General features: G+C 34.7%; 20 protein-coding genes. 5 read left to right on the plus strand and 15 right to left on the minus strand.

The features are described 5' to 3' along the window. The 12 genes from ACFO5O_RS00925 to lysA form a co-directional block, all read right to left on the minus strand. Nucleotides 1-738: a DUF6090 family protein gene (locus ACFO5O_RS00925; RefSeq protein WP_387960033.1), complete on the minus strand. Its 738-nt coding sequence runs from the start codon at nt 736-738 to the stop codon at nt 1-3. A 57-nt stretch (nt 739-795) separates the two neighbouring features. Beyond that, complete coding sequence (locus ACFO5O_RS00930) at nt 796-1,563, minus strand: DUF6090 family protein (protein ID WP_387960035.1); 768 nt, start codon at nt 1,561-1,563, stop codon at nt 796-798. Nucleotides 1,564-1,604: 41 nt separating this feature from the next. Continuing rightward, nucleotides 1,605-2,321, minus strand: coding sequence for a DUF6090 family protein (locus ACFO5O_RS00935; protein WP_387960037.1), 717 nt, complete (start codon nt 2,319-2,321; stop codon nt 1,605-1,607). A gap of 14 nt (nt 2,322-2,335) precedes the next feature. Then, nucleotides 2,336-5,482 (minus strand): VPS10 domain-containing protein, encoded by a 3,147-nt coding sequence (locus ACFO5O_RS00940; protein ID WP_387960038.1) that lies wholly within the window; start codon nt 5,480-5,482, stop codon nt 2,336-2,338. 93 nt (nt 5,483-5,575) lie between these two features. Beyond that, nucleotides 5,576-6,757, minus strand: a complete 1,182-nt coding sequence (locus tag ACFO5O_RS00945; protein WP_387960040.1) for an acetyltransferase domain-containing protein — start codon at nt 6,755-6,757, stop codon at nt 5,576-5,578. A 57-nt stretch (nt 6,758-6,814) separates the two neighbouring features. Next, a complete protein-coding gene (locus tag ACFO5O_RS00950; protein ID WP_387960042.1) occupies nt 6,815-7,447 on the minus strand; it encodes a DUF2306 domain-containing protein in 633 nt (210 codons plus the stop codon). Nucleotides 7,448-7,470: 23 nt separating this feature from the next. Then, the gene (locus tag ACFO5O_RS00955; RefSeq protein ID WP_387960044.1) at nt 7,471-8,343 is read right to left on the minus strand and encodes an ester cyclase; all 873 of its coding nucleotides are present in this window, start codon (nt 8,341-8,343) and stop codon (nt 7,471-7,473) included. 17 nt (nt 8,344-8,360) lie between these two features. Continuing rightward, entirely contained in the window at nt 8,361-9,665 is a 1,305-nt protein-coding gene (locus ACFO5O_RS00960) for a DUF418 domain-containing protein (RefSeq protein ID WP_387960046.1), read from the minus strand. Nucleotides 9,666-9,905: 240 nt separating this feature from the next. After that, nucleotides 9,906-10,418, minus strand: coding sequence for an SRPBCC family protein (locus tag ACFO5O_RS00965; RefSeq protein ID WP_387960048.1), 513 nt, complete (start codon nt 10,416-10,418; stop codon nt 9,906-9,908). Between the two features lie 95 nt (nt 10,419-10,513). After that, on the minus strand, nt 10,514-11,245 hold the full coding sequence (locus ACFO5O_RS00970) for a hypothetical protein (RefSeq protein ID WP_387960050.1): 732 nt from the start codon (nt 11,243-11,245) through the stop codon (nt 10,514-10,516). A gap of 277 nt (nt 11,246-11,522) precedes the next feature. After that, the gene (locus tag ACFO5O_RS00975; RefSeq protein ID WP_387960052.1) at nt 11,523-12,608 is read right to left on the minus strand and encodes an SRPBCC family protein; all 1,086 of its coding nucleotides are present in this window, start codon (nt 12,606-12,608) and stop codon (nt 11,523-11,525) included. Between the two features lie 109 nt (nt 12,609-12,717). Continuing rightward, nucleotides 12,718-13,923 carry a diaminopimelate decarboxylase gene (gene lysA / locus ACFO5O_RS00980; RefSeq protein ID WP_387960054.1) on the minus strand — a complete coding sequence of 402 codons (1,206 nt, stop codon included), beginning with the start codon at nt 13,921-13,923 and terminating at the stop codon, nt 12,718-12,720. 183 nt (nt 13,924-14,106) lie between these two features. On the opposite strand from lysA, the gene sucC reads away from it, so the two are divergent. Both sucC and ACFO5O_RS00990 read left to right on the plus strand, forming a co-directional pair. Next, a complete protein-coding gene (gene sucC, locus ACFO5O_RS00985) occupies nt 14,107-15,297 on the plus strand; it encodes an ADP-forming succinate--CoA ligase subunit beta (protein ID WP_387960055.1) in 1,191 nt (396 codons plus the stop codon). Nucleotides 15,298-15,481: 184 nt separating this feature from the next. Beyond that, complete coding sequence (locus ACFO5O_RS00990) at nt 15,482-15,820, plus strand: hypothetical protein (RefSeq protein ID WP_387960057.1); 339 nt, start codon at nt 15,482-15,484, stop codon at nt 15,818-15,820. 51 nt (nt 15,821-15,871) lie between these two features. Here ACFO5O_RS00990 and ACFO5O_RS00995 read toward each other — a convergent pair whose 3' ends face one another. Continuing rightward, nucleotides 15,872-16,120 carry a DUF1456 family protein gene (locus ACFO5O_RS00995; protein WP_387960059.1) on the minus strand — a complete coding sequence of 83 codons (249 nt, stop codon included), beginning with the start codon at nt 16,118-16,120 and terminating at the stop codon, nt 15,872-15,874. Nucleotides 16,121-16,133: 13 nt separating this feature from the next. Next, nucleotides 16,134-16,964, minus strand: coding sequence for an alpha/beta hydrolase (locus ACFO5O_RS01000; RefSeq protein WP_387960061.1), 831 nt, complete (start codon nt 16,962-16,964; stop codon nt 16,134-16,136). 267 nt (nt 16,965-17,231) lie between these two features. On the opposite strand from ACFO5O_RS01000, the gene ACFO5O_RS01005 reads away from it, so the two are divergent. Then, on the plus strand, nt 17,232-17,633 hold the full coding sequence (locus ACFO5O_RS01005; RefSeq protein ID WP_387960063.1) for a TerB family tellurite resistance protein: 402 nt from the start codon (nt 17,232-17,234) through the stop codon (nt 17,631-17,633). Nucleotides 17,634-17,722: 89 nt separating this feature from the next. Here ACFO5O_RS01005 and uvrB read toward each other — a convergent pair whose 3' ends face one another. Then, nucleotides 17,723-19,726 (minus strand): excinuclease ABC subunit UvrB, encoded by a 2,004-nt coding sequence (gene uvrB / locus ACFO5O_RS01010; RefSeq protein ID WP_387960065.1) that lies wholly within the window; start codon nt 19,724-19,726, stop codon nt 17,723-17,725. Nucleotides 19,727-19,941: 215 nt separating this feature from the next. On the opposite strand from uvrB, the gene ACFO5O_RS01015 reads away from it, so the two are divergent. Further along, nucleotides 19,942-22,716 carry a helix-turn-helix and ligand-binding sensor domain-containing protein gene (locus tag ACFO5O_RS01015; RefSeq protein ID WP_387960066.1) on the plus strand — a complete coding sequence of 925 codons (2,775 nt, stop codon included), beginning with the start codon at nt 19,942-19,944 and terminating at the stop codon, nt 22,714-22,716. 235 nt (nt 22,717-22,951) lie between these two features. Beyond that, complete coding sequence (locus ACFO5O_RS01020; protein ID WP_387960068.1) at nt 22,952-25,981, plus strand: SusC/RagA family TonB-linked outer membrane protein; 3,030 nt, start codon at nt 22,952-22,954, stop codon at nt 25,979-25,981. Nucleotides 25,982-25,986: the final 5 nt, after the last annotated feature.

Below are 25,986 nucleotides of genomic sequence, written 5' to 3' on the forward strand. Positions count from 1 at the left end.
TTACTTTTGTATTTCGTCGCTTACTATCTCAATAATTTGTTGAATAGTTTTAATTCTTCTCTGGCTATAATTCCAGTTTAATTCCCTGTCAATTCCAATCATTGTATTAATGTGATCTAACGTTTTGGGATCGTCCATAAAGCCTTTAATATCCATCTTATAATTTAATAATGAATCCTTATTTATTTTTCCCCTATCCAAAGACTCCCATAAGAAAGTAGTTATTTGAGGTTCAAAATATTTATGTAAATGAGTATTATATGCTTCTTTTCGTTTTTGACTCTCATCATACAGAAAAGATTTTATACCCTCATTTGTGTTTTTATATCTTTTAAAGGCAGATTTTAAATTTTCACTCTTTATAACACCTAAATTACCAGAGGACACTAATTCATCAAATGTTGGCGTGTATGCATCAAACAGAACTAACTTGCCTATAAAAAAGGAATTAAGAGCTAATGTATCTATAGAGATATCATATCGCTTTGCTAATACAGCTTTTTTTAAATGCTTTGCTTGTATTGTTTTGCCATATGTAAGACTTGCATAACGGTAAATCAATGAACTGTCCACTAAAATGTCTTTTTTGATTTGTTTAAGTAAATACTGCTCCTGAATATTTTCTTTACGGTTTTCATTCAAATTGTTAATGCCTAAAGCGATTAAAATCCCAATCACCACGAGAATTATTTCCCCGACGGCATATTTGAAATATCGGGTTGTTTTTCCTTTTCCCATGAGGTTGTAGCGTATGTTTCTAAAAAACTTAATCATTATTTGGCTATCATATTTCTATTAACTTTTTTGTTCAAAGTCTCGCTTAAGAGTACTTGTGTCAAAATATTCAAATTCAATTTTTCTTTTTTCTAGTTCCTTTTCTATCATCTGCATGACGTTATTGTAATTGCGTTTTAATTGTTTAAGTCGAAATACTTTATTGTATGTGTCGTGACTCAATAAATCGTATATCTTGTGTAAGGATTGGTGATGTATATAGGACATGTCTTTAGGAAACATCACATGTGCTGTAGTACTATCGTTAACGGCAATAAACTTAAAGTTAAATAGGTCGGCTTCTAAAACCCCAACACGCTCTCGTATTAATACATCTGCTTGATGAATAAAATTTACACTTCTTGGCAAATCACTTTCATAGAATTCTAAAAGTCGAGTTCTTAACATATCATTATCAATTTTATCCAACCCTCCTAGTTTGAGTGATTCAAAAGCTCCTGTTCGCTGAGTAAGTATAAACCATCGCATCATTTCGTTGTAATACAACATAAAAATTGAATCTGAAGGTACTTCTCCTTTAACCATGAACTCTTTTATTTTTTCTACACCTAATGACTTTCTTTCAAGTCTAGGTTCTACACCACGATAGATAATTCTATAGTCATCAGACAAATCATAGTATATCTCCTTAAGAATGAGAGAAACATAGGTGTTATTGTTTTTAGCAATATTCCAATTATTAATCTGAAGTGCAATCAATATTCCAATGACCACGAGGATAATCTCGCCAATGGCATACTTAAAGTATTTGGAAGTTTTGTTTTCCATGAGCAGTGATTTACGAATATGGCGGAAGAATTTTATCACCCCTAGTTTAATTTTAAGATTTGAATCGCATTTTTAGACCTTTCTTTAATCCTATTTCCTCTAATTTCAACATAATAGTAAAGGTTTTGACGATTTCTAAAATCTTCATGCTGATGGATCAGCCACTGTTCTTTTCTGTTGTAATCTGTTGTTCTTCCTAATTTTTTAAAGAAATCGTTTGGATAAGCCAAATATTTAGCCTTTTCATCTTTTTGTATGTTGGATGCACTAATTATCTTTTCAATTATTATCAGGAATGTCTCTTGTTCTGCTATTAAATTAATCAATGCATTACGTTGCTCTTCATTCAATAAATTAGAGTTCCCAGAAGACTGCATGTCTAAAAACGTTTGATTAACTGGAACATACCTCAAATAACTCGCTTTAGTATTTCTACTACTATCTATTAATTGATCTATTGGAATATTCCCTTTGTTGAAAAAAGAAAAGTAGTCTTCAATATTATTATTATCTGCTTTTGCATACTCTATAAGCTCATTGATATTAATTGTATCATTGACAAGGTCATTCATTATTTTAGCAACATAAGCTTTAGATTTAAGCTTACTTTTTCGCTCTTCATTCCAATTGTTTATCTGTAGTGCTATGATAATTCCAATAACAACCAACACAATTTCGCCTATAGCATATTTAAAGTATTTGGCGGTTTTGCCTTCTTTGAGGAGGTTTTGGCGGATGGTTCTAAAAAACTTAATCATGATGTTTATTTAATTCAATCCTTTAAAATCAAGGCCGGAATTTCTAGAGTTTTATATAGGGTGTTATATGCCTTCATCTCATTAGCGATAATGGCATCACGCTCTTTTTCATAAACACTCCAATCCTTTAATAAATCTTGTAAACGTTCTCTGGCGCCAGCAGTTACTTTAGGATCTGCTTCATCGATATAGCTTTTTAAATGAATAAATTGCGCATTAAGCATATTGTTGAAATTAATCACATCCTGAAAGGTTTTTTGTTTAGGTTGAATCAGGTTTTGTTCCCAGGTATCAATGCGTTTAATGAGTGCTTTGCCTTTTGCAACTAGCGAGTCTGCACCTTTTTTATCCTTTAACAGTTTGGCATAATGTTCTAATTGCGATTTGGATGAACGCATTTGATTTACCGATTCGTGCATATCCTTCACCACATTTTCAATGGTAGCCAACATAGACTGTTGCTCACTAAAATCTTGGGCCGTAGCTTCAATTGAAGGATTTGGAAGAATATTGACTTCGGTTGCTGACACCTCGTTGTCTAAGGTAAGTCGCAATACAAATTGCCCTGGTGCAACTTTTGAACCGCTATGTCCGCCAAACACAAACACATTATCAATGGCAGGTAAAGGGTCGCGTTCAAAATCCCAGGTAAATCGATTGTACCCTTGTTTTGTAGGAAGAATTTTTGAAGCTGAAGGTCCTCCAGGCCATGATTTAAATCCTTTAGGTTTTTTATTGGTGTACGATCTAATGACTTTGTTGTTTTCTAGAACTTCTAATTTTAGATCTAATGAATCTGCATCTTTTCCTAAATAATAATCAAAAGTGAGGCCTTGTTTTGGATTTTGTCCAAGGCCAGGAGTGAAATTATCAATACTTCCTCCAAAAATGCGATAGGTATCTTTAGGTTTGAATAGTGAAACTGATGTTTTGTTTGAAGTTAAATTTTGAAGTGCCGAAAGGTCATCTAAAACCCAAAAACCTCGCCCAGAAGTGGCGGCTACCAAATCATTATCCTGAATAATTAAATCATTAATAGGTACAACGGGCATGCCCAATTGAAGATTTTGCCATTTTTGGCCATCATCTGTTGAGATGTATAATCCAGTTTCTGTTCCGGCATACAGCAGACCTTTTTGTTTTTTATCTGCCCTTACAACTCTCCCAAAACCATTTGGATCATTCAAACCGTTTACAATTTTGGTCCATGTTTGCCCGTAGTCACTAGTTTTAAAAATGTATGGATTTAAATCCATCGATTTATAACGCATTACTACAATATAGGCCGTAGCAGAGTTATGTTCAGATACGTCGATGCTATTAATAATTCCATCTTGGATGCCTTTAGGTGTAATATTGGTCCAACTTTGACCGCCATTTTTAGTTATGTGCACTAAACCGTCATCTGTACCAGCATATAAAACACCAACTTCGTGTTGGGATTCCACCAAAGCGGTTATGGTGTTATAATTTTCTCCACCTGCCGCTTCATTGGTGTAGGGACCACCACCTGGGCCGTGTTTATCAACTTCATTTTTAGTGAGATCAGGACTAACAGCAGTCCAACTTATGCCTTCATTGGTGCTTTTGAAAACGACGTTCCCCGCATGATAAATCGTAGTTCGGTTGTGTGGCGAAGTGATTATTGGCGCATTCCAATTGTAGCGGAATTTTGAATCTTTTGGAGCAATACTCAAGCCTAATTCAGGGTATTCCTTAATTGATTTTTGTTCGTTTGAAGCTTTGGTCCATTTGCTGATATTGCCTTGATAAGTGCCGCCATACACAACTTTTGGATCATCTGGATCAAACGCAATAAAGGCACTTTCACCACCCGCTACTGAATACCAGTCTTTCCAGTCAATTCCTGCGCCATTGGTTCTACTAGCGATGGCAATGGCAGAATTGTCCTGCTGTCCACCATAGACCATATAAGGAACTTGATTATCGGTGATGACACGGTAAAATTGAGCTGTAGGTTGGTTTTCTTGAGTGCTCCAACTTTGTCCGCCGTTGTTTGAAACATTGGCGCCACCATCATTAGAGTTGATCATCACCTTGTTATTGTAGGGATGAATCCAAAGGTGATGGTTGTCACCATGAGGAACAGGCACATTTGAAAAGCTTTTTCCTCCATCTATGGATTTCATCATGGGAGCGTTCAACACATACACGAGGTCTTCATTTTGAGTGTCTGCAAAAATCTCCATGTAATACCATGAGCGTGTAATATTGACACGGTCACTGTTGATTTGCTTCCATGTTTTTCCGGCATCATCAGACCTGTAAACCCCTGCTTTTTTGTCCTCGGCTTCAATGACCGCATAAACACGATCTGAATTGGCGCGAGACACTGAAATTCCAGCTTTCCCAAAAGCTTCAGGAAGTCCTTTTTCCATTTTATCCCAAGTGTCGCCACCATCAGTAGATTTATACAGCCCAGAATGTTCTCCTCCCGATTCCATAATCCAAGGATAACGCCTGTGTTGCCACATAGCGGCATAGAGAATTCGTGGGTTATTCATATCCATAGATAAGGAAGAAGGACCTGTGGTAGAGTTGACAGAAAGGATATTTTTCCAAGTTGTTCCGCCATCAGTGGAGCGATAAACACCACGGTCATCTGAAGGTGCATATTGTGCGCCTTGTGCCGTTACATAAATAATATCTGGATTGTTAGGATGGATAATGACGTCTGAAATGTGTCTTGATTTTTCTAGGCCAATATGCGTCCATGTTTTACCTGCATCGGTCGATTTATAAACACCATCACCCATTGAAGTCATCACTCCTCTGGCAGCGTGTTCTCCCATACCAACTACTACGACATTGGGATCACTTTCTGAAACTGCAATTGCACCTACAGTTCCAGTTTTAAAGAAACCGTCGGATATGTTTTTCCATGTGAGGCCGTCATCAGTGGTTTTCCATACGCCGCCACCTGTAGATCCCATGTAATAGGTGTAAGGTTGACCAAGAACTCCAGTTGAGGCAACGCTTCGTCCGCCTCTAAAAGGCCCAATATTCCGCCACTTTAAATTATGGAACATAGAATCAGAAACCGTGATTTTGGGTTCTGATTTTGTTTTGTTCCGTTTTTGGGCTTGAAGGTTTAAAGGAATAAGAAAAAGGCTGAAAAGTAATAGATAAACTAATCTCATTAAGTTAATATTTAAAGGTTTAATCATAATAAACTAAAGATACATAACAATTTATAAGTTGGGTTTTGTTAGCTAAAATTCATTAATATTTAGTTATAGATAGCTTAACCACCACTTATCCTTGTTATTAATTTTATAGGTCATATATTTTTTACAAACGGGGTAGAGAAGTAGAACTACGCCAATCCAAACTAGATAGACTACAAAAAGTGAATAGCCGTAAGTTGCAAAAGTGTTCGTCGTGAAAATATTGGCGTCTAAAATCAAATCTCGCCAATTACCTCCAAGTAAGGCATGAGTGCCCATTGCCAAAGCATGAATTAAAAACACGTGCAAGACGTAATAGAAAAACGGTACGCGCCCAAAAACCAACAGAAACTCGGTGACTTTATTTTTAACAGATTCAGTGAAAAATAAAAACAAGAATCCCGGCCCAATTGTGATTAATAAGAATAAAAGTGATGGAGGATACTTATACACATTAAAAAATGACATTATAGTAAAAGTTGTGTTTTTTTGTTGGGACCATGGAATCATGTCTCCGTAGCTATTAATTCCTCTTAAAACAAAAAAGAGTATTATACTTCCTAGACCTAACCAGAGCAGCCATTTTTTACGTAAACTAGCATCAAAACCAGATTGATAAAGTTTACCAAAGCAGTACCCTAATCCCATAACTCCAACCCAGGGGATAATAGGGTAGAAAAGGCCTACCATTCGGGATCCCATTGGTACAAAATTTTGTTGATGCAAGGCATACCAAAGTACAGACTTAAAATCAGAGCCTTGCATGACAATACCATCTAAAGCATTATGACCAAAAACCATTATTAAACCAAAAATTAATATCACTTTTAAGGGTAGAAGAATTAAGAAACCTAACAAAATCATACATATTCCAATGGCCCAAATCACTTGCAGATTGATAAAGCCATAACTTACATCAAACCACCATAAAAAGTTCATGATTACGATTTCTACAACGATGAGCCATAAGCCGCGGGTGACTAAAAATTTAAATAATTCAGATTTTGTTTTTCTTGAGCCATATAAAAATGCCGAAGTCCCTGCCAAGAACACAAATATAGGTGCGCAATAATGTGTAATGAATCGCGTAAAAAATAGCATCGGCGTAGTCGTATCCATATTTACTGGGTCATAATGAAAGGCTCCTAAATGGAAATAGTCCCTAACATGATCTAACGCCATAATGACCATAACAAGACCTCTTAACAGATCTATAGATTGAATTCTGCTTGATTTTACTAGATTCATTTCAATACGTTTTTCTAAAGTTTATAATTTGTATAAAAAGTCAGTTTCACATAAAAATTATTTCTTATTCCATTGCAATACCATTTCGGTTATAAATAGCGGAATCACCCATGAAACCCAAATGGAGGTTGGAGCATGCTCTATAAAACTGCCAAGGCTTTGAACAAATGGTAATTCATCTAGAAATCTAAAACTAACAAATGCAAAGGTGACCACATAGCTGCGAATCATCCATTCTCTATGCTGTTCAATTTTTCGTTGCAAGATGGCACGATATGCCATTGCTGCTGTACAAATCCATGCGAATGCAAGTCCTTGTAAGGCAAATGCCCAAGTCCAATGAATCGCTAGGGCTGCGGTCCATGCTAAATATGTTGAACTTATCGTGCCAATTACTATAGCTGATAGATAGAAACGTCCCATCCATCTGTGCAGTTTGAGGTATTTATTTCTAAAAGCCTTCCAAAATTGAAATGGACCTATAACCAAGGCTAATAAACCTCCCGAAACATGACCAATTAACCACCATTTAAGATCCCAATATCGTCCAAGGACATTTGGATCCATCCCGAAATAAGGCAGGGCATCCTTGACTACAAATCTGCCTGCAAATAAAATTAGAAATACCCAAGCTATTACTTTTAAAAAGCCATACGGTCCCGAAATGGATATAAGTTTAGATTGTTTCATGAGAGTTAATAATCTTTATGGTATTACTTACTGGCATCAGCCAGTTGTTTAGTGTCTACATATTGTTGAAAAGCAATGGCTTTTCCATCTTTAAGAGTCCATAAATGTGCAACTTGTGCATCAATTGATTTTTTAGTCTTTTTATAGGTTCCGTTGTAACGTAAAGTAGCAAGCACTTGATTATTTGACATATCATGTAATTCAATGTTCACTAATTTAAAGCCATCCCATTCGCCTCCAACGCGAGCAAAAACACCATTTAAAACGGCTTCAGGTCCTATGTACGGGTTACCGTCGGCATAGGCATTGCCTTCAGCTTCATTCCAAACCACATTTGCGTCTAAACCTGCTAAAACACTATCAATATCTCCAGCAGCAAAACTGTTGTAAAGATGATTAATGGCGTTCACATTATCAGGATTGGATAAAACACCTAATTGTTGTAAAAACACCATATTGTCAAAAAAGTCTTGTTCTTTGGCAATTTTACCGTCTTTCATGGTTACCAAAGTAGTTCCAGTGACATCAACTGTATTACCAGTTGCTGGCATACCAAAAAACTCACCTGAATGGGTGCCTTTAAAATTCCAATGTTTTACAAGTTTATCGCCTTGCCCAAACACATCTTCGATGGTGAACTCCACATCTGAAAATCCAGTAACAAAGTTTGAATAGTACGCTTTAAAATTGTCAATCCCAACCACGTTTTCTGGGCTGGATACCATGGTAATATCTTCTGTGAAATTAGTGTCATTGATAAGGTCTAAATTGCCATCATTGATGATTTGATCCCAAGTTTGGGTGTACATCGCAATGTTTTTATCAACCTTGGCATCATTACAAGATGTGATTCCAAAGCTTACAATAATCAGTAAAAATTTAATTGTTGTTTTCATAATGTTGTAGTTTTTATTTAAAGTTGTTGTTTTCTAATGCTGTGTTTTTTCATATAACTTAAGTTTCGCCATATCCACTCCAAGGGTCCAAAGCGATAATACTTAAGCCAGATTGGACTCACTATTAATTGAAGAATCCATATGCCAAGGACGACATAAAGTAATTCAAAACGCTCAAGTTTGCCAAATAGCCCAAAGCCTACACCAGTAAATATGAACATACATATCACCGAATGCATAACATAATTGGTAAGTGCCATTTTGCCAACTGCAGAAAGACTCATTTTTAGCCATTTCAAAACGGGAAGTTTGCAAATAAGCATTATTAAGCCTACATGACCCATGGCAATGCCTACGCGGCCCAAGTCATAGGTTATATTTGTTTTAGAATAACTCAATAAGGAAAAGTTGTTGTCCATGATATAACTGATTTCAAAATAGTTAGTTGTTAAACCAACAGCATACCCAATCATAGCCATTAGACCATAAAATAGATATGATTTTTCAGCCGATAAAATGTTTAATTTAAATAAGGCGATACCCAAAAACATCATACTAAGTACGTCCCAAAGGTCATATCTGTAAGGCCAATTTTCATCCGTATGCTGATTAATTGGACCGAGAAATGCTACGACATCAAAATAGCCTTTACGCATATTATCATTAAATTCAGCTACACCTTCTGCAGATCGTTCATAATTTCTGTTTTGCCATTTAAAATCGGATTCTTTAAGATCTTTGGTTAATTCTTTTCCTTCGGCCCTATAGGTTTCAATTAAGGCAACATCTTCCATGTACTTGACGTCTTTTTTGTAGTCTGCATAACTCCATAGGGCTCCAATGCTGAATAACAATAGCGCTCCAAAAATCAACTTTTTAGGTGCTAAATACCTAAACGAGTAGACTAAAAATCCCATTAATGCATATTGATATAAAATTTCACCTGTCCATAAAAGCAGGTATCCATGAATGAGGCCAAAAACTAATAGCCAAAGAAGTCGTCTGAAATAGATGTTAGCGCCTTTTAATCCAGCGCCTTTTTTCTCAAGACGATCTAACAAAATGAACATCCCAACGCCGAACAATAGTGAAAATAAAGCTCGCATTGTGCCTTCAAATAATAAATTAGTTCCAATCCAAGTGGTTAAATTCCACCCGGTAGCACCTCCAGAAACGGTTGGGTCTCCATAGGCTCCAGCGAGACCAAACCCATTAATATTCATTAGTAAAATACCGAGTAATACTACTCCTCTCATAATATCAAGTGAATGAATTCGATCTTTAGGACTCAATGGGGCAAAGGCTGGTTCTGTGGTTATCATTTTGGTTGGTTGGTTAGTTGGAAAAATGAAACGTATGTTTTGAAATCTTCAGTGATAAAAATTCAGAATTACGTAAAACCAGAAAAGATGGTTAAAATATATTGTAAGTAAAGATTTGAAATACCAAAAGAAGAATACTTGGATAACTTCGAAAAGCTAGAGTCGTACATAAAGGTCTTTTTTATTAGTTGCTATTAACCAAAAAAGACTTGGGAGATTGTTTAAATATAGTGAAAAATCTTACATGTTCACAAAGACGTAATCGGATAGTTTATTTTCTTTTAGGTTGATTTCAGTTTCATTTAATAAAATGCCATGTTCTACATAGGCTTTTAAATTAGTTAACCAAAAGGTCCAACCATTACTACAGCCATAAAATATTTTGAGTTTGCTGTCTTCATCTTCAGGAATATCATGCTGATTTAAGATGACTAATGTTACATTTCCTAAGGCTTTTAAAGTAATATCTAGAATTGAATTACCAAAAGTTAGTTGCAGAAAATCCTTGCCATTTGCCTGAATAATTTTACCATCTTCCTGTCCATCCCAATTATGCCAGAACCACGAGTATGAATCACCTGCTTGAATATAGTCATGCGCATCCCGTTCGGTTCCATCTTTAGAGATATAAACAGCTTTACTTAAAAACCATGAGGTAATACCCGATTTTGTAGCCCAAAGTTGGTAAAGTTTTTCTACCGATGTATGGATGTAGATTTGCTTTTCAAAACGGCTCCACTGTAAAGTTTCCATTGTTTTTATATTAATATTTTACAATCTAGTTAAAACATATTCGGATGTGATTAAATTCACATCCGAATAATAACAGAGCTATTTTAAAAGGTTGGTTATCGGTTAGATAGCTCCTCGTTAAGAGTATACATATATGACCAGTCACTGGACACAGCGTTTCTAAATTTAGCGCGCAAAGCATCAGTTTTAGCTTTGCCATTGGCTTTTTCATAAATCCCCCAAACACCATCTCGGTCAACATCCATGTCCGCAAAGTTTTTGAACGGAACTGAAACGAAATAATTAGGAGCATCAGGTCCGCCACCTTGAACATCATACCAAATGCCTCTTGAATCACCTTCGGCCTTTTTCATAGCAGACACCAATTCACTAACTGCTTCTCTAAAGTTATTACCGGCATTGGTTTTGACATTGTAAACCCAAACTAACTTTGTGTCATCAGGGAGAGCACCTGTTCTACTTAAGTTAGGCATTAACCGTGCAATGTTAAACTGAAATTTTTTTACATGTGGCATAATGAGATTAACCACTTTCATTTGACAATCTTTTCCAGCCTCATCACCTTGATCATCCATTTCGGCCCATTTAGCCATAGTTGATGTGAATACATAAACACTGCCTTCGCCTTGTACGCGACGCCAAATATTCCATTTGTCTTTTCCTTCATTATCTAAATAACACTTTTTCCAAGCTTTTATGCCTTCAGTAAATTGAGCTTCATGTCCAGGTTTTACTGTTATTTCTGATAGATTTAGTAAAAAACTATCATTTCCTTGTGCTACTATCAAAAATGGTAATAGCATGATTAAATACACTAATTTTCTCATAATTTTTGGTTTGGTTAGAACTATATAATACAGCATCAGATCATTTTGATCTAATGGAATAATCAATCAACAAAAATTAATCTAGGGCACTTAAACCAATATTAATTCGGGACAAACTAATATTTAAGCTCTTGTAAAAGCTTAAAAATGTGCTATTAAGAATTTTTAAGATTTATAAATATAGTAAAAAAACTGCTTAGTTGAATAACTGGGACTATAGTTATCACGCCTTCACTTGTGGTAACTATCTGATATTTAGTTTTGTATGATATAAAAATTATTTTAAATAGCTTGCTAATAACCTATGAAAATGATGTACACCCTTTTCTCGTGTAGGTGAAAAACGTCCTGTATTGTAAAATCTAGATTGTACGCCTTTATGAACGCTTTCGACTACAAATTCATCTTCACGTTCTACTTTGTCTAATAAAGCTCCAGCTCCTTTATTCAATTTGTTTTCATCATAAACATAGGTAATGAAGCTAACTTTTGTTTTGTTCAAACTTATAGGTTTTACAATATTAATAGATAGTCCCCAAGGATAAAAGTTGAACATCATATTAGGAAAGATCCAGTAATAATAGGCGCCCACGTTTTTGCCATAATCGATATGGTATTCTGGTAATTCAAACACTTCTTCACCAGAATTGGCATAACCTATTTGAAGATTGCAATGCTCGTAAATTTCGGTGGTGTAATTACCATAATCCAAAACATCGTTTAATGAATCATGCACGAAAGGGATATGAAAACCTTCCAAATAATTATCACAGTATAATGCCCAATGGCAATTGACCAGATAGTCTTTACTTAAATCCTTTCGATGTTTAAATTGGTGGAGCGGTAAAAAGCCAATACGATCAATCATCACCTGTAACACCGTATCGAAATCAAATATAGGATTTAGACTCACAAAAATAAAAGGGTCTAAAGTGGCTACCATAAATTCCCGTAAATCGTCACATGGCCTTGGAAAGTTTTTTGCCTGTTCAAATTCGGGCATGGACTTAAATGAACCATCCAAATTATAGCGTCTTCCATGATATAAACAGCGTAGCTGTGTTGCCTTTCCAGAATTGGCCACAACAATATTACCGCGATGGGTACAGACATTGCTTAAACATTTAATAGTGTCGGACTTATCACGAACAAGTACTAAAGGTTCAGTAATATAATTATCCAAAAGAATAAAAGGGTGCACCGTTTCTGTAAAAGGCACCAAACTATCGTCGCCTATCCATTGCCAGGTTTTTAGAAAGATAGTTTCCTTTATAGCATTGAAGACTTTTTCGCTTCTATAAAATTCAGCAGGAAGCGTTTCAGCAAGTCGGATATCTTTATTGATATTGAATTGGTTAGCCATAAATTGTGTATATACTGGAAAAATACGAATTTATTTGTTTCCAATATAGAAATTCCAAAGGACCAATTTTTGGAAATAAAAAAAGCGCCTTAACAAAGGCGCTTTTAGATTAGAATTGAATCTCTACTTGATTCTTTAATATATCTTCAAAAGTTTCTCTTTTTCTGATTAAATGTGCTTTGTCCTTATACCAAAGTACTTCTGCTGGACGGTAGCGAGAGTTGTAATTACTTGCCATTGTAAAGCAATAAGCTCCAGCATTTTTAAAGCATAAAATATCATCTTCACTAATCTCGTTTATGCGTCTGTTATTTGCAAAGGTATCTGTTTCGCAGATATAACCCACAACCGAATAAAAACGTTCACGACCATTTGGATTTGAAATATTAATAATTTCATGCTGTGATCCATAAAGCATCGGTCTTATTAAGTGGTTAAACCCAGAATCAATCTGTGCAAATACGGTTGAAGTGGTTTGTTTAACAACATTAACTTTAGCTAAAAATACGCCGGCTTCACTCACTAAAAATTTACCTGGCTCGAAGGCTAGGGTTAGTTGTTTACCGTATTCTTTGCAAAAGTCATTAAAACGTTTGGTTAATTTTTCACCCAACTCTTCAATATTGGTCTCAATATCTCCAGCTTTGTAAGGAACTTTAAATCCAGAACCAAAATCTATAAACTCTAAATTTTTAAAGCTTTTCGCAGTATCAAATAAAATTTCACTAGCATATAAAAACACATCAATATCCAAAATATCGCTTCCCGTATGCATATGAATACCATTGATATTCATTTTGGTGTTTTCAACAATTCTAAGGATGTGAGGGATTTGGTGTATCGAAATTCCAAACTTACTATCAATATGCCCAACCGAAATATTCGTGTTTCCACCTGCCATAACATGTGGGTTAATTCTAACACATACTGGAATTTTTGGGTATTTTGTACCAAATTGCTCTAAAATAGACAGGTTGTCGATATTAATCTGAACGCCTAATTTAGCGACATCTTCAATTTCTTTAAGTGAAACACCATTTGGTGTGAAAATAATTTGTTTAGGTTCGAATCCTGCTGCCAGACCTAATTTTACTTCTTGAATAGATACAGTATCTAATCCAGAACCTAAAGTGTTGAACAATTTAAGAACCGAAAGATTGGATAGTGCCTTGACGGCATAATTAATCTTCAACTTCTTCACCTTACTAAATGCAGAAGTTAAACGTTTGTATTGCGATGTGATTTTTTCGGCATCGTAAACGTAAACTGGACTTCCGAAGTCCTTTGCAATTTGTAACAAGGTGTTTTGTTCCATTTTTATTAGGTTTTATAATTAAAGTTGCAAAGCTATAAAGTTTTTTCTACTCAAAAGCTAATAATTCTTTAAAAATAAGGGGTAATGAATGTGTTTTTCATAAGCTAATTAATCATTATTAAAAATTATTGGTTAAAAGGGTAAGGATGATTACTTTTGTGCCTATAAACATTTGAAACTAGAATGAACTTACACGAATATCAAGGCAAAGAGATTTTAAGCAGTTTTGGAGTGCGCATCCAACGTGGTATAGTAGCTCAAAATGCTCATGAAGCAGTAGCCGCTGCCAAGCAATTAACTCAAGAGACAGGAACGAGTTGGTATGTTATTAAAGCACAAGTCCATGCAGGTGGACGTGGAAAAGGAGGTGGAGTTAAGTTAGCCAAAAACCTTAAGGAAGTTGAACAGATAGCTGGACAAATTATTGGAATGAATTTAGTCACGCCACAAACCTCTAAGGAAGGAAAACGAGTTCATCAAGTTTTAATTGCTGAAGATGTCTATTACCCTGGAGCTAGTGAAACAAGTGAATTTTATATGTCAGTACTTTTAAATCGTGGTACTGGTCGTAACATGATCATGTATTCAACTGAAGGTGGTATGGATATTGAAACAGTTGCTGAAGAAACACCACATTTAATATTTACCGAAGAAATAGACCCTTCAGTAGGACTGATGCCTTTTCAAGCAAGACGCATTGCGTTTAATTTAGGCTTGTCTGGTACAGCCTTTAAGGAAATGACCAAATTTGTGTCATCACTTTACACCGCTTATGTGAAGTCAGATTCTTCATTATTTGAAATCAATCCAGTTTTAAAAACAAGCGATGACAAAATTATGGCAGTTGATGCTAAAGTAACCATTGATGACAACGCCTTATATAGACATAAAGATTACGTAAATTTAAGAGACTTACGTGAAGAAAATCCTATTGAAGTAGAAGCTAAAGAAGTAGGTTTAAATTATGTTGATTTAGACGGTAATGTAGGGTGTATGGTGAATGGTGCAGGGCTTGCTATGGCAACAATGGACTTGATCAAGCAAGCTGGAGGCGAACCGGCCAACTTTTTAGATGTTGGAGGTACAGCAGATGCAGCGCGTGTGGAAGCGGCATTCAAAATTATATTGAAAGATCCAGCTGTAAAGGCTATTTTAATTAATATTTTTGGTGGTATAGTTCGTTGTGACAGAGTAGCACAAGGCGTTATTGATGCCTATAAAAATATGGGAACAATCAATGTTCCAATTATTGTAAGATTACAAGGTACCAATGCTGATATTGCTAAAGAATTAATTGACAGTTCTGGTCTCGATGTTCAAAGTGCAGTTGAATTCCAAGAAGCTGCTGATAAGGTACAGGCTGTATTAGCTTAATAGGTCATCTTTTTAGAATAATTAAAAGCTCTCACTGGTTGAGGGCTTTTTTTATGGGGTTTTGTGAATTAGTGTTAATTCTTAGTGTAATTTGTTAAAAAAGGGTTAAATCGGTGATAATGTGTAACATTATGTTTTGATAAACGTCTTTACTACAAATTCATTAATCAAAAAATCAAAAATCATGAAATCAATCAAAATTTTCGCGCTAGTAGCAGTTTTTGCTTTCAGCAGTGCCCTTTATGCGGGGTCAAATCCATCAAATGATGCTCCAACAGTTATTTCTAACGAAATTGGAAAGCTTCTAAAAAATCCAAATTTTAAAGTAGGCAATGATGTGTTTGCCAATGTTAAAATTTTATTCAACCAAGACAATCAAATTGTTGTGCTTTCTGTAGATTCAAATGAAAAAGGTGTAGAGAGTTACATTAAACACAGATTAAACTATAACAAATTGTCAATTGATGTGAACAATAAAAACAGATATTATATTGTACCGGTTAGGATAACTGCAAAACAATAAACTAATTATTTGTTTTAGTCTGATAAAAACCCTTAACAATGTTAGGGGTTTTTATGTTTTAGGCTTTTTCTCTTCTTTATTGGGCATAGGACCACGTAGATGAATGACCAAACCATTGAGAAAATTTCGTAAAATTTGGTCACCACATTCCATATATTTAGGATGGTCTTCTTTTCTAAAGAAGGCACCCAATTCACTTTTTGAAATTCTAAAATCTACGAGTGCCAAAATCTTTACAATGTCGTCATCGCGCAATTTTAGTGCTACACGTAACTTTTTAAGGATATCATTATTTGTCATTAGTCATTTTTCATTAATCATTATTAATTAGCCATTGATAAGCTTCTGGGAAGTTGGTACTCCAAAGGGTTTCATTGTGATGGCCTTCTGGGATTACTCTATCTATAATATGGTTGTTGTTAACGCCTTTTTCTTTGAGCAATTTAACTATTTCATGTTGATCTGTTACCATAATCGATATACTATCGGTAGATTTACCCTCTTCCGAACCTACCAAAAAGTAAAACTTTTTATTTGAGTCTATATTTGAACTAGCAATAAATCTGAATAGTTCATCCTTATTAATCCATATTGCAGGTGAAAATACGCCGGCTTTTCCAAAAGTTGCAGGATATTTTAGTACAGCGTAAAGCGATGTCAAACCTCCTAATGACGAACCCCAAATTATGGTGTTTTCTTTAGATGATAAGGTTCTGTAGGTTGAATCGACTACAGGTTTTAGAGTTTCTATGATAAAGTTTAAATACGCATCTGCTTTTCCGCCGCCATATTTTTCATTTGTAAAAGGGGTGAGTTCATCAATACGTTTTTCGTTGCCGTGTTCAATACCAACTATAATTGATGGATTGGTCTCTAGAGCATCTAAATATTCATCAATTTTCCATTCCCCAACATAGGAAGTCTTTTCATCAAAAAGATTTTGAGCGTCATGCATGTAAATAACCTGATATGATGAGTTGGAATCGTTATAACCTTTAGGCAGGTAAACCCAAATAGTCTTTTGAGTTTGAAGTTGAGGTGCATCTATTATGAACGTATTAACCTGTTTAGATGCCGTGCTTTGGGCGTCAATTTTAAATACTGAAACTAGGATATAGAAAAAAAGGAAAGACACGATTTTCATGACATAAATTTAATAAAAGCAAAATATTAAACCCATTAAATTTCAACAATAGGGATTTGCATCGTTACAACAAATGGTTTCCCGATATTCGACGAAATGCAAAAATGATATAATAGTCTGTTAATCAGCATTTTAAATATTATTTTAAGGTCATTGTACGAAATAAACGACGAAAAGCACTTTTTTTTTCGATAAGCTACAAAATATGCGGGATTATCACATTTGAAATCTGCTTAACTTTATATTGAATAATTAATCCTCCTCACAATGATAAATCGTGTTGAAAAATTGAGTCTGCTTTCAGAAATGATCGCCTTCGCCCAAATCGATGCAAATATTAAATCTATTGAGTACAAATTTTTATTGGGAGTTGCTAAACAGCTCGAAATTTGCCAGGAAGATTTTGATTATTTATTTGCGCATCCAGTAACCTACGTCCATTTAAAATCGCATAGTGAACGCATCGTTCAGTTTCATCGTTTAGTTTTATTAATGAATTTAGACCAAACTATTGGTGACAAGGATTTGATTAAACTCCACAACTTTGGACTACGAATGGGTTTGAGCCATGAGTCTATAAATAGGGTTTTGGATGTGATGGAAAGTTTTCCAAATAAAATTGTTCCACCTGACTTTTTAATTGAAATATTTAAGGTTCAGTACAATTAGGGTTAATACCCAATATTGAAATTTCAAATTCCAATTACTATATTAATGATAGGATTGTTGGATTTTGGTACTTTTAATTTGAAATTTGGTTACACCTTTAGTTTCTCTAATTTATCTTGGTACATTTTTATTTCATCTCTAAACTTGGCAGCTTGCATAAAGTCTAAAGCTTTGGCTGCTTCTTCCATGAATTTTCGTTTTTCACGAATCTTTTTTTCTAGTTCACCTTTACTTAAATACGCACTTTCAGGTTCGGCAGCTTTTAAGGCTTCTAATTCATAACTATAAGTGCTCACCGAGTTTTTAGCAAGCGCATTGGCTAAGCTTTTGTTCAAGGCTGTTGGCGTTATATTGTTGGCTGTATTATAAGCAATTTGTTTTTCTCGGCGGTAATTGGTCTCATCCATAGTTTTTTGCATACTATTGGTAATTTTATCAGCATACATAATGGCTTTTCCATCAAGATGACGAGCCGCCCGACCAACAGTTTGCGTTAGTGAACGCGCCGATCGTAAAAACCCTTCCTTATCAGCATCAAGTATAGCAACTAAAGAAACTTCAGGTAAATCCAGTCCTTCACGTAATAAATTAACGCCCACCAAAACGTCAAACAATCCTTTGCGAAGGTCTTGCATAATTTCCACACGTTCTAGGGTATCCACATCACTGTGGATGTAACGCACTCTTATCTGAATTCGGTCTAAATATTTAGTCAATTCTTCGGCCATACGTTTGGTCAAAGTGGTCACTAAAGTACGTTCATCTTTTTCGACGCGTTGTTGTATTTCCTCTATTAAATCATCAATTTGATTCAAACTGGGGCGTACTTCAATTATTGGATCTAAAAGTCCTGTAGGCCTAATCACTTGTTCAACGTAAATACCGTCTGTTTTTTGTAACTCATAATCCGCTGGTGTGGCGCTCACATAAATGACTTGATTTTGCAAAGCTTCAAATTCTTCGAACTTTAGGGGGCGATTATCCATTGCGGCCGGAAGCCTAAATCCGTATTCTACTAAATTTTCTTTTCGACTTCTATCTCCACCATACATAGCATGGACTTGAGATATGGTGACATGACTTTCATCAACCACCATTAGAAAATCATCGGGAAAGTAATCCAATAAACAAAAGGGGCGAGTTCCGGGAAGACGACCATCTAAATAACGGGAGTAATTTTCAATTCCAGAGCAATAACCTAATTCACGTATCATTTCGAGGTCAAACTCTGTACGTTCTTTAAGGCGTTTTGCTTCAAGGTGTTTGCCTATATCTTTAAAATAGTCGTATTGCTTCATCAAGTCATCCTGAATGTCTTTAATCGCATTCTGAAGAACTTCGGGAGACGTAACAAACATATTGGCTGGATAAATATTTAACCGGTCATATTTCTCAATAACTTGATTGGTTTGTATATTAAAAGCTTCAATCTCTTCAATTTCATCGCCAAAAAAATGAATTCTGAAGGCATCATCGGCATAACTTGGAAATACATCAACGGTATCGCCTTTGATCCTAAAATTACCATGATTAAATTCCGCTTCAGTTCGAGAATATAAACTCTGCACCAATTGATGTAACAGTTTGGTGCGAGAAATGACTTGATCTTTTTTTAGGGAAATGACATTTTTTTGGAATTCAACCGGATTACCAATACCATAAAGACAGGATACCGAAGCAACAACAATCACATCACGACGCCCCGATAGAAGGGATGAGGTTGTGCTTAAGCGCATTTTTTCAATTTCCTCATTGATGGAAAGATCCTTCTCTATATAAACTCCCGAAACAGGTATATAGGCTTCGGGTTGGTAATAATCATAGTACGACACAAAATATTCAACAGCGTTATCTGGAAAAAACTGTTTAAATTCTGAATAAAGCTGGGCGGCCAAAGTTTTATTGTGTGCCAAAACCAGTGTAGGTCGTTGTACAGCCTCAATCACATTGGCAACCGTAAATGTTTTACCAGAACCAGTGACACCTAATAAGGTTTGGTATTTTTCATTGGAGTTGATTCCTTCTGCTAATTGTTTGATAGCTTCTGGTTGATCTCCAGTGGGCTTAAATTCTGATTTAACTTTAAAACGCATGATGCAAAATTACATAAAAAAAGTCGCCTTTCATTTGATGATTATTTTGTGAAATGAGGTGCAACTACAGAAATAAATAAACTAGAGAATTGATTTATATTTATGTTATAATTATTCCTATTACAGTTTGCTTTATTAATTTGTATACTTGTATTGTAATATCAATAAGTCCTAATTTGTTACATCAACTAAAATATAGCCTTATTTTTCTTTTTTTGAGTATTTCATTGGTGAATGCACAAGAATTACCACCTATTCAGGTGTTTACTCCTAGTATGTATAACGGTGAGAATCAAAATTGGGGTATTTCTCAATCTTCAAACAAATATATCTACGTCGCTAACAATAAAGGCTTATTAGAATTTAACGGTGCTTATTGGAAACGCTATCCATCTCCAAATGAATCTATAATAAGATCGGTAAAGGTTATAAATGATTTAATCTATATTGGTTTGCATAATGAATTTGGCTATTGGAAGCCTAATGCGTTTGGAAGTTTAGAATATGTTTCACTTTCAAAAGAATTAGGAATAGAGTTTTTAGTTGATGAAGAATTTTGGAATATTGTAGACATTGATCATTATATTTTATTTCAGTCTTTAAACAATTTATATATCTATGATACCGTATTAAAAGAGTTTAAAATAATAAGATCTAAAACCTATCTCCCAAAAATGTTTAAGGTCGATGGCAGTATCTATTTTCAGAAAATGAATGATGGTATTTATAAAATAGAAAATGGAGAAGAAGTCCTGATTTCAAATGACGCCATTGTCCAAGATAATATTGTGGTTAATGCCTACAGTCATGACAACAAATTATTATTTCAAACTCAAAGTAAAGGATTTTATTATTTGATTGATGGTAAAATGCATATATGGGATATATCAGCCAATGCATTCTTAAATCAAATAAGTATATATAGTAGTATTAAATTACGCGATAACAGTTTCGCTTTAGGAACAATTTCTAAAGGACTTGTTTACTTATCCGAAAAAGGAGATTTAATTTATGAAATTAATCAATCAAAAGGTGTAAGTAACAACACTGTTTTATCTCTTTTTGAAGATGAAGAACGGAATATTTGGTTAGGATTGGATAATGGTATTAATTGTATAAATATGGCCTCTCCGTATAAGGTATTTAATGATGCTGATGGTAATTTGGGTACGATTTATGCTTCTGCGGTTTACGATGATTTTCTATATTTAGGAACTAATCAAGGCCTTTTTTATAAGGCATATAACACTAATGATTCTTTTAAATTAATACAAGAAACCAGAGGTCAAGTTTGGTGTCTGCAAGAATATGATAACACCTTGTTTTGTGGTCATAATAATGGGACCTATGTTGTAAAAAGAGATAAAGTAGAACTCATTTGTGATATTGATGGAACTTGGAGCATTCGATCTATTCCACAAAGCAATAAAGATTTATTAATTCAAGGGAATTATAATGGACTTTATGTTCTAGAAAAAAATGAGGGCAAATGGTCCTTTAGAAATAAAATACAAGGCTTTGATATTTCAGCAAGACATTTTGAATTCCTAAATTATCACGAAGTTTTTGTGAGTCATGAGTATAAAGGTCTTTTTAAGGTAACACTTAATGATTCCTATGTGAAAGCCATTAAAATTGAAACAGAAACATCGGTAGATAAGGGTTCAAATTCTAGTGTTTTAAAATATGATAACGCCATCCTGTATGCTTATAAAGAGGGCGTTTATAGATATGATAAAATAAGTCGAAAGTTTATTAACGACACACTTTTGAGTAAGGTTTTTGATGAAGAAAGTTACAATTCGGGTAAATTAATTGCAGATCAAGACACTAAAATACTTTGGGGATTTTCAAAAAAAGGTCTGACTTTTGTGTCGCCAGGAGAGCTTACCAATACCCCAAAATTGAATACTATTTCGTTTCCGTATAGCTTAAGAAAGGGCGTGACTGGGTACGAATCCATTTCTAATTTAGGGAACAATGAATTTTTATTAGGGTCTTTTAATGGTTATATTATGATTAACATGGGAAAACTGGAATCTAAAACCTATGAAATTCATATTAATTCTGTTAGAAATAATAAGTTAGGTGAAGATCCTTTACCAATAAACTTAAAGAACTTTATTTCTTTTAAGAATAAGGAAAACAATATAGACTTTACTTATAGTATTGCTGAATTTGATAAGTATCTAGAACAAGAATATCAATACCAGTTAAAAGGATTGTACAATCATTGGAGTGAATGGTCAGATGATCCGAGTGTACAGTTTAATAACTTGCCATTTGGTGATTATGAGTTTAATGTAAGAGGACGTGTTGGGAACAGTATAACTACTAATATAGGATCTTATAAATTTAGTATCGAAAAACCTTGGCATTTATCAACTATAGCCATTATTCTCTATGTATTAGGTGTTATACTCTTTTCATATTTTATGCATAATCTCTACAAACACTATTATGAGAAAAAGCAATTAAAGTTAATGAAAGAAACCGCAAGAGAACTTGAACTCAAAAAGTTGGAGAACAAGGAACAATTGACCCGTTTTGAAAACGAAAAACTGCAACAGGATATTGAAAGTAAAAACAGGGAGTTGGCTATTTCTACCATGAGCTTAATAAAGAAAAATGAATTTTTAAATAGCTTAAAAACAGAACTTAAAGCAAAAAATAGTACTGGTAAAGGATTAAGTTCTGTTATAAAAATTATCGATAGAAACCTCAATAATACTGATGACTGGAATTTGTTTCAAGAAGCCTTTAATAATGCTGATAAGGACTTTCTAAAGAAAATTAAAAGTCAACATCCGGCATTAACGCCCAACGATTTAAGACTTTGTGCGTACTTGAGGTTGAATTTATCATCTAAGGAAATCGCACCGCTCCTCAACATTTCACCTAGAAGTGTAGAAGTAAAACGCTACCGTTTAAGAAAAAAAATGAATTTAGAGCACGATGAAAGCTTAACAAATTACATCTTGGAAATTTAAGCCCTATACATATTATATTTTCACCTATACATTACCACAACATTTAGCTGTGAATGTTAAAATTTAATCCACAATTTACTTTTTACAAAAGGAGTGTTATCCTAGAGTAGCACCATGAAAATTGCGAATTCTTTAATGGAAATGCATTTTTTTTGAATTGTATACTTTTTGTAGTGCTGTATTTTAAGGTATTCTTAAAGTCGTGTTGTAGTTTTGAATACAAAGATTTTAAGATATGACAACAAAAATTCTAGCGTTTTTAGTTTTACTCTGTTCAACATTTTCGTTTGCCCAAGATATTACTGTAAACGGTAATGTTACCGATAGAGCCAATGGAATTCCATTGCCTGGAGTAAACATTATTCTAAAGGGTACGTCTAAAGGCGCCACAACCGATTTTGATGGTAAATTCTCAATAAGTAATGTGCCAATGAATTCTATTTTGGTGTTTTCGTATTTAGGTTACCAAACTCGAGAAGTTACTATTACAAATAGCAATACTTTGACAGTTACATTACAAGAAGATGCCGAAGCCCTTAACGAGGTAGTGGTGATTGGCTACGGTACTCAAACCAAAAAGGAAATCACAGGAGCTGTTAGTGTAGTTTCCAGTGAAACCATAGAAGCCTTAAAACCTACACGTGTTGAACAAGCACTTCAAGGGCAAGTAGCTGGTGTTAATATTACATCACAATCTGGATCTCCAGGTGGAAATACAACTATTAGTATCAGGGGTATATCAACAAATGGAGATAGTAGACCTCTAATTTTAGTTGATGGTAGTGTAATTGAAGATTTAAGTGTTATAAATCCTAGTGATATCGAATCCGTGAATGTAATCAAGGATGCAACGGCCGGTATTTATGGTGTTAGAGCAGCAAATGGTGTTGTTTTGATAACAACCAAAAATGGACGTAAAGAAATGCCTCTTACGGTAGAGTATAACGCATATGGAGGTTTCCAACAAACTACCCGTAAAATACCTGTTTTAAATGCAACAGAATATGCCGCATTGGTGAATGAAGCTTTTGCTGCTGGAGGATCAACACCGCCATTTACAGATTTATCGACACTTGGTATAGGGACAGACTGGCAGGACGAGGTTTTTGAAAATGCCCCAATATTCAATCATTCCATCGCAATTAAAGGAGGGACAAAAAAATCGGTTTACTCATTTAGTAGTTCAATGCTGAAACAAGATGGTATTGTTGGAGGAAAAAAATCCAATTTCACCCGTTTTACTAAACGACTCAATTATAACCTCGATATTTTAGAAGGTCTTAAATTTACTTCAGGTATTACCCATACAGGTACAAGCAAGCGTAATTTAAGTGAATCGGCATTAGGTTCAGTTTTGTTTAATGCTTTAAATATGGCACCAACTTTAACTGTAAGGAATGCCAATGGTGATTTTACATTGGCTGAAGGCCTAGGAAATGAGGTTATCAATCCAATTGCACAAACTGCAGACGCCTACAATAGAACAAGAGTCGATAGGATAAGTGCCAATGCTGGTCTATCCTATAATTTTTTAGATCATTTCACTGCACAAACTAATATTCAGTATAATTACGCTGAAGTGCGAAGTAGGGTTTTTAGTCCTATAGTATTCTACGGAAGTGGTAAGGTATTCAATAAAGATAGAAGTGAGGTATTTGAAGGACTGAGCTACTTTAAGGATTATACGTTTGATGCCTTTATTAAATACGAAAACAATATCAATGATGTTCACAACATAAATGTCATTTTAGGAACATCAGTTTTAAAAACTACGGGAGAATTTACTGGTTTTAGAGGCTATGATATTACTGATAATAATATCATAAATGCAACAATTGAGAAAGCAAGAGATGTCGAGGACATTAACCAAGCGTTAGGACGAAATCCAACGTTTGATTCTCGCTTATTATCTTATTTAACTAGACTTCAGTACGACTATAAAGGAAAATATTTGTTGTCTGCTGTAGTACGACGTGATGGCTCTACCAAGTTTGGACCAGAAAACAAATTTGGTTATTTCCCTTCAGGCTCTATTGGATGGATTGCTTCTGATGAAAATTTTTTAAAAGATAGTAATGTCATTAACTTTTTAAAGTTTAGGGCTTCCTACGGTATTCTAGGTAACGATAGGATTGCTGATTACAGGTTTGTGTCTTTGTTGAATGGTGAAGGTACTTATGTGTTTGATGACGAATTAGTATTTGGTTCGGCAATTGGAGCTGTGGCCAACCCAGAAATAAAATGGGAAAAACAAAAAACATTGGATATTGGTGTTGATATGAGAGTGTTGAATAACAAAGTTGATATCACAGCAGATTATTTTAAAAGAAGAACTGAAGATCTATTGGTTGTTCCACAAGTATCAGGCTTGTTGGGAGTAGGAGCGCCAGGATCTGGACCACCGGTGGTTAATGCAGGTATTGTTGAGAACACTGGATTTGAATTTGCTATTGGATATAAAGAAAATATAAGTGACAATTTTAAATTTAGTGTCAACTATAACGTCACACTATTGGATAATGAGGTCATCGCAGTGAGTACGGATGGTGGGTTTCTACCAGGAGGTTCATTTGGTGTAGGACAGGATCCTCCATCTAGAATGGAAGCTGGTTTTCCTTTGGGCTATTTTAGAGGTTTTAAAACAGATGGCGTGTTTCAAAATCAAGCCGAAGTAGATAGTTATCCAACAATTACTAATGTAGTTCAAGCAGGAGATTTGAGATTTGTAGACATCAATAATGACGGTGTGATCGATGATGATGATAAAACCGATATTGGTAATCCTATTCCTGATGCCACAATGGGTCTTAACTTGTCATTTGAGTTTAAAAACTTCGACTTCGCGGCCTATGCTTTTGCTTCTGTTGGAAATGAAATCGTCCGTAATTATGAGAGAAATCAAAACCTGACGAACAGAAGTATATACTTTTTAGATCGTTGGACAGGTGAAGGAACAAGCAACACCACACCTCGAGTAACTACTGGAGCTAATTCTAATGGTTTATTTTCAGATTATTTTGTAGAAGATGGATCTTTTGTAAGACTTCAAAATGTACAATTAGGTTATACATTCAATAAACCTTCAGAAGATTCTAAAATAGACAACTTTAGAATATATGTCTCGGCCAGTAATCTTGTGACCTTAACCGAATATAGAGGTTATGATCCAACCACTTCAAGTGGCGCACCAATTGGTGGTGGAATTGACCAAGGATTTTATCCTAACCCAAGAACATTTTTATTAGGAGTTAACTTAAAATTTTAATTCAG

The organism is Geojedonia litorea (genome assembly GCF_042654525.1).
GTDB classification, from domain to species: Bacteria; Bacteroidota; Bacteroidia; order Flavobacteriales; family Flavobacteriaceae; genus Geojedonia; species Geojedonia litorea.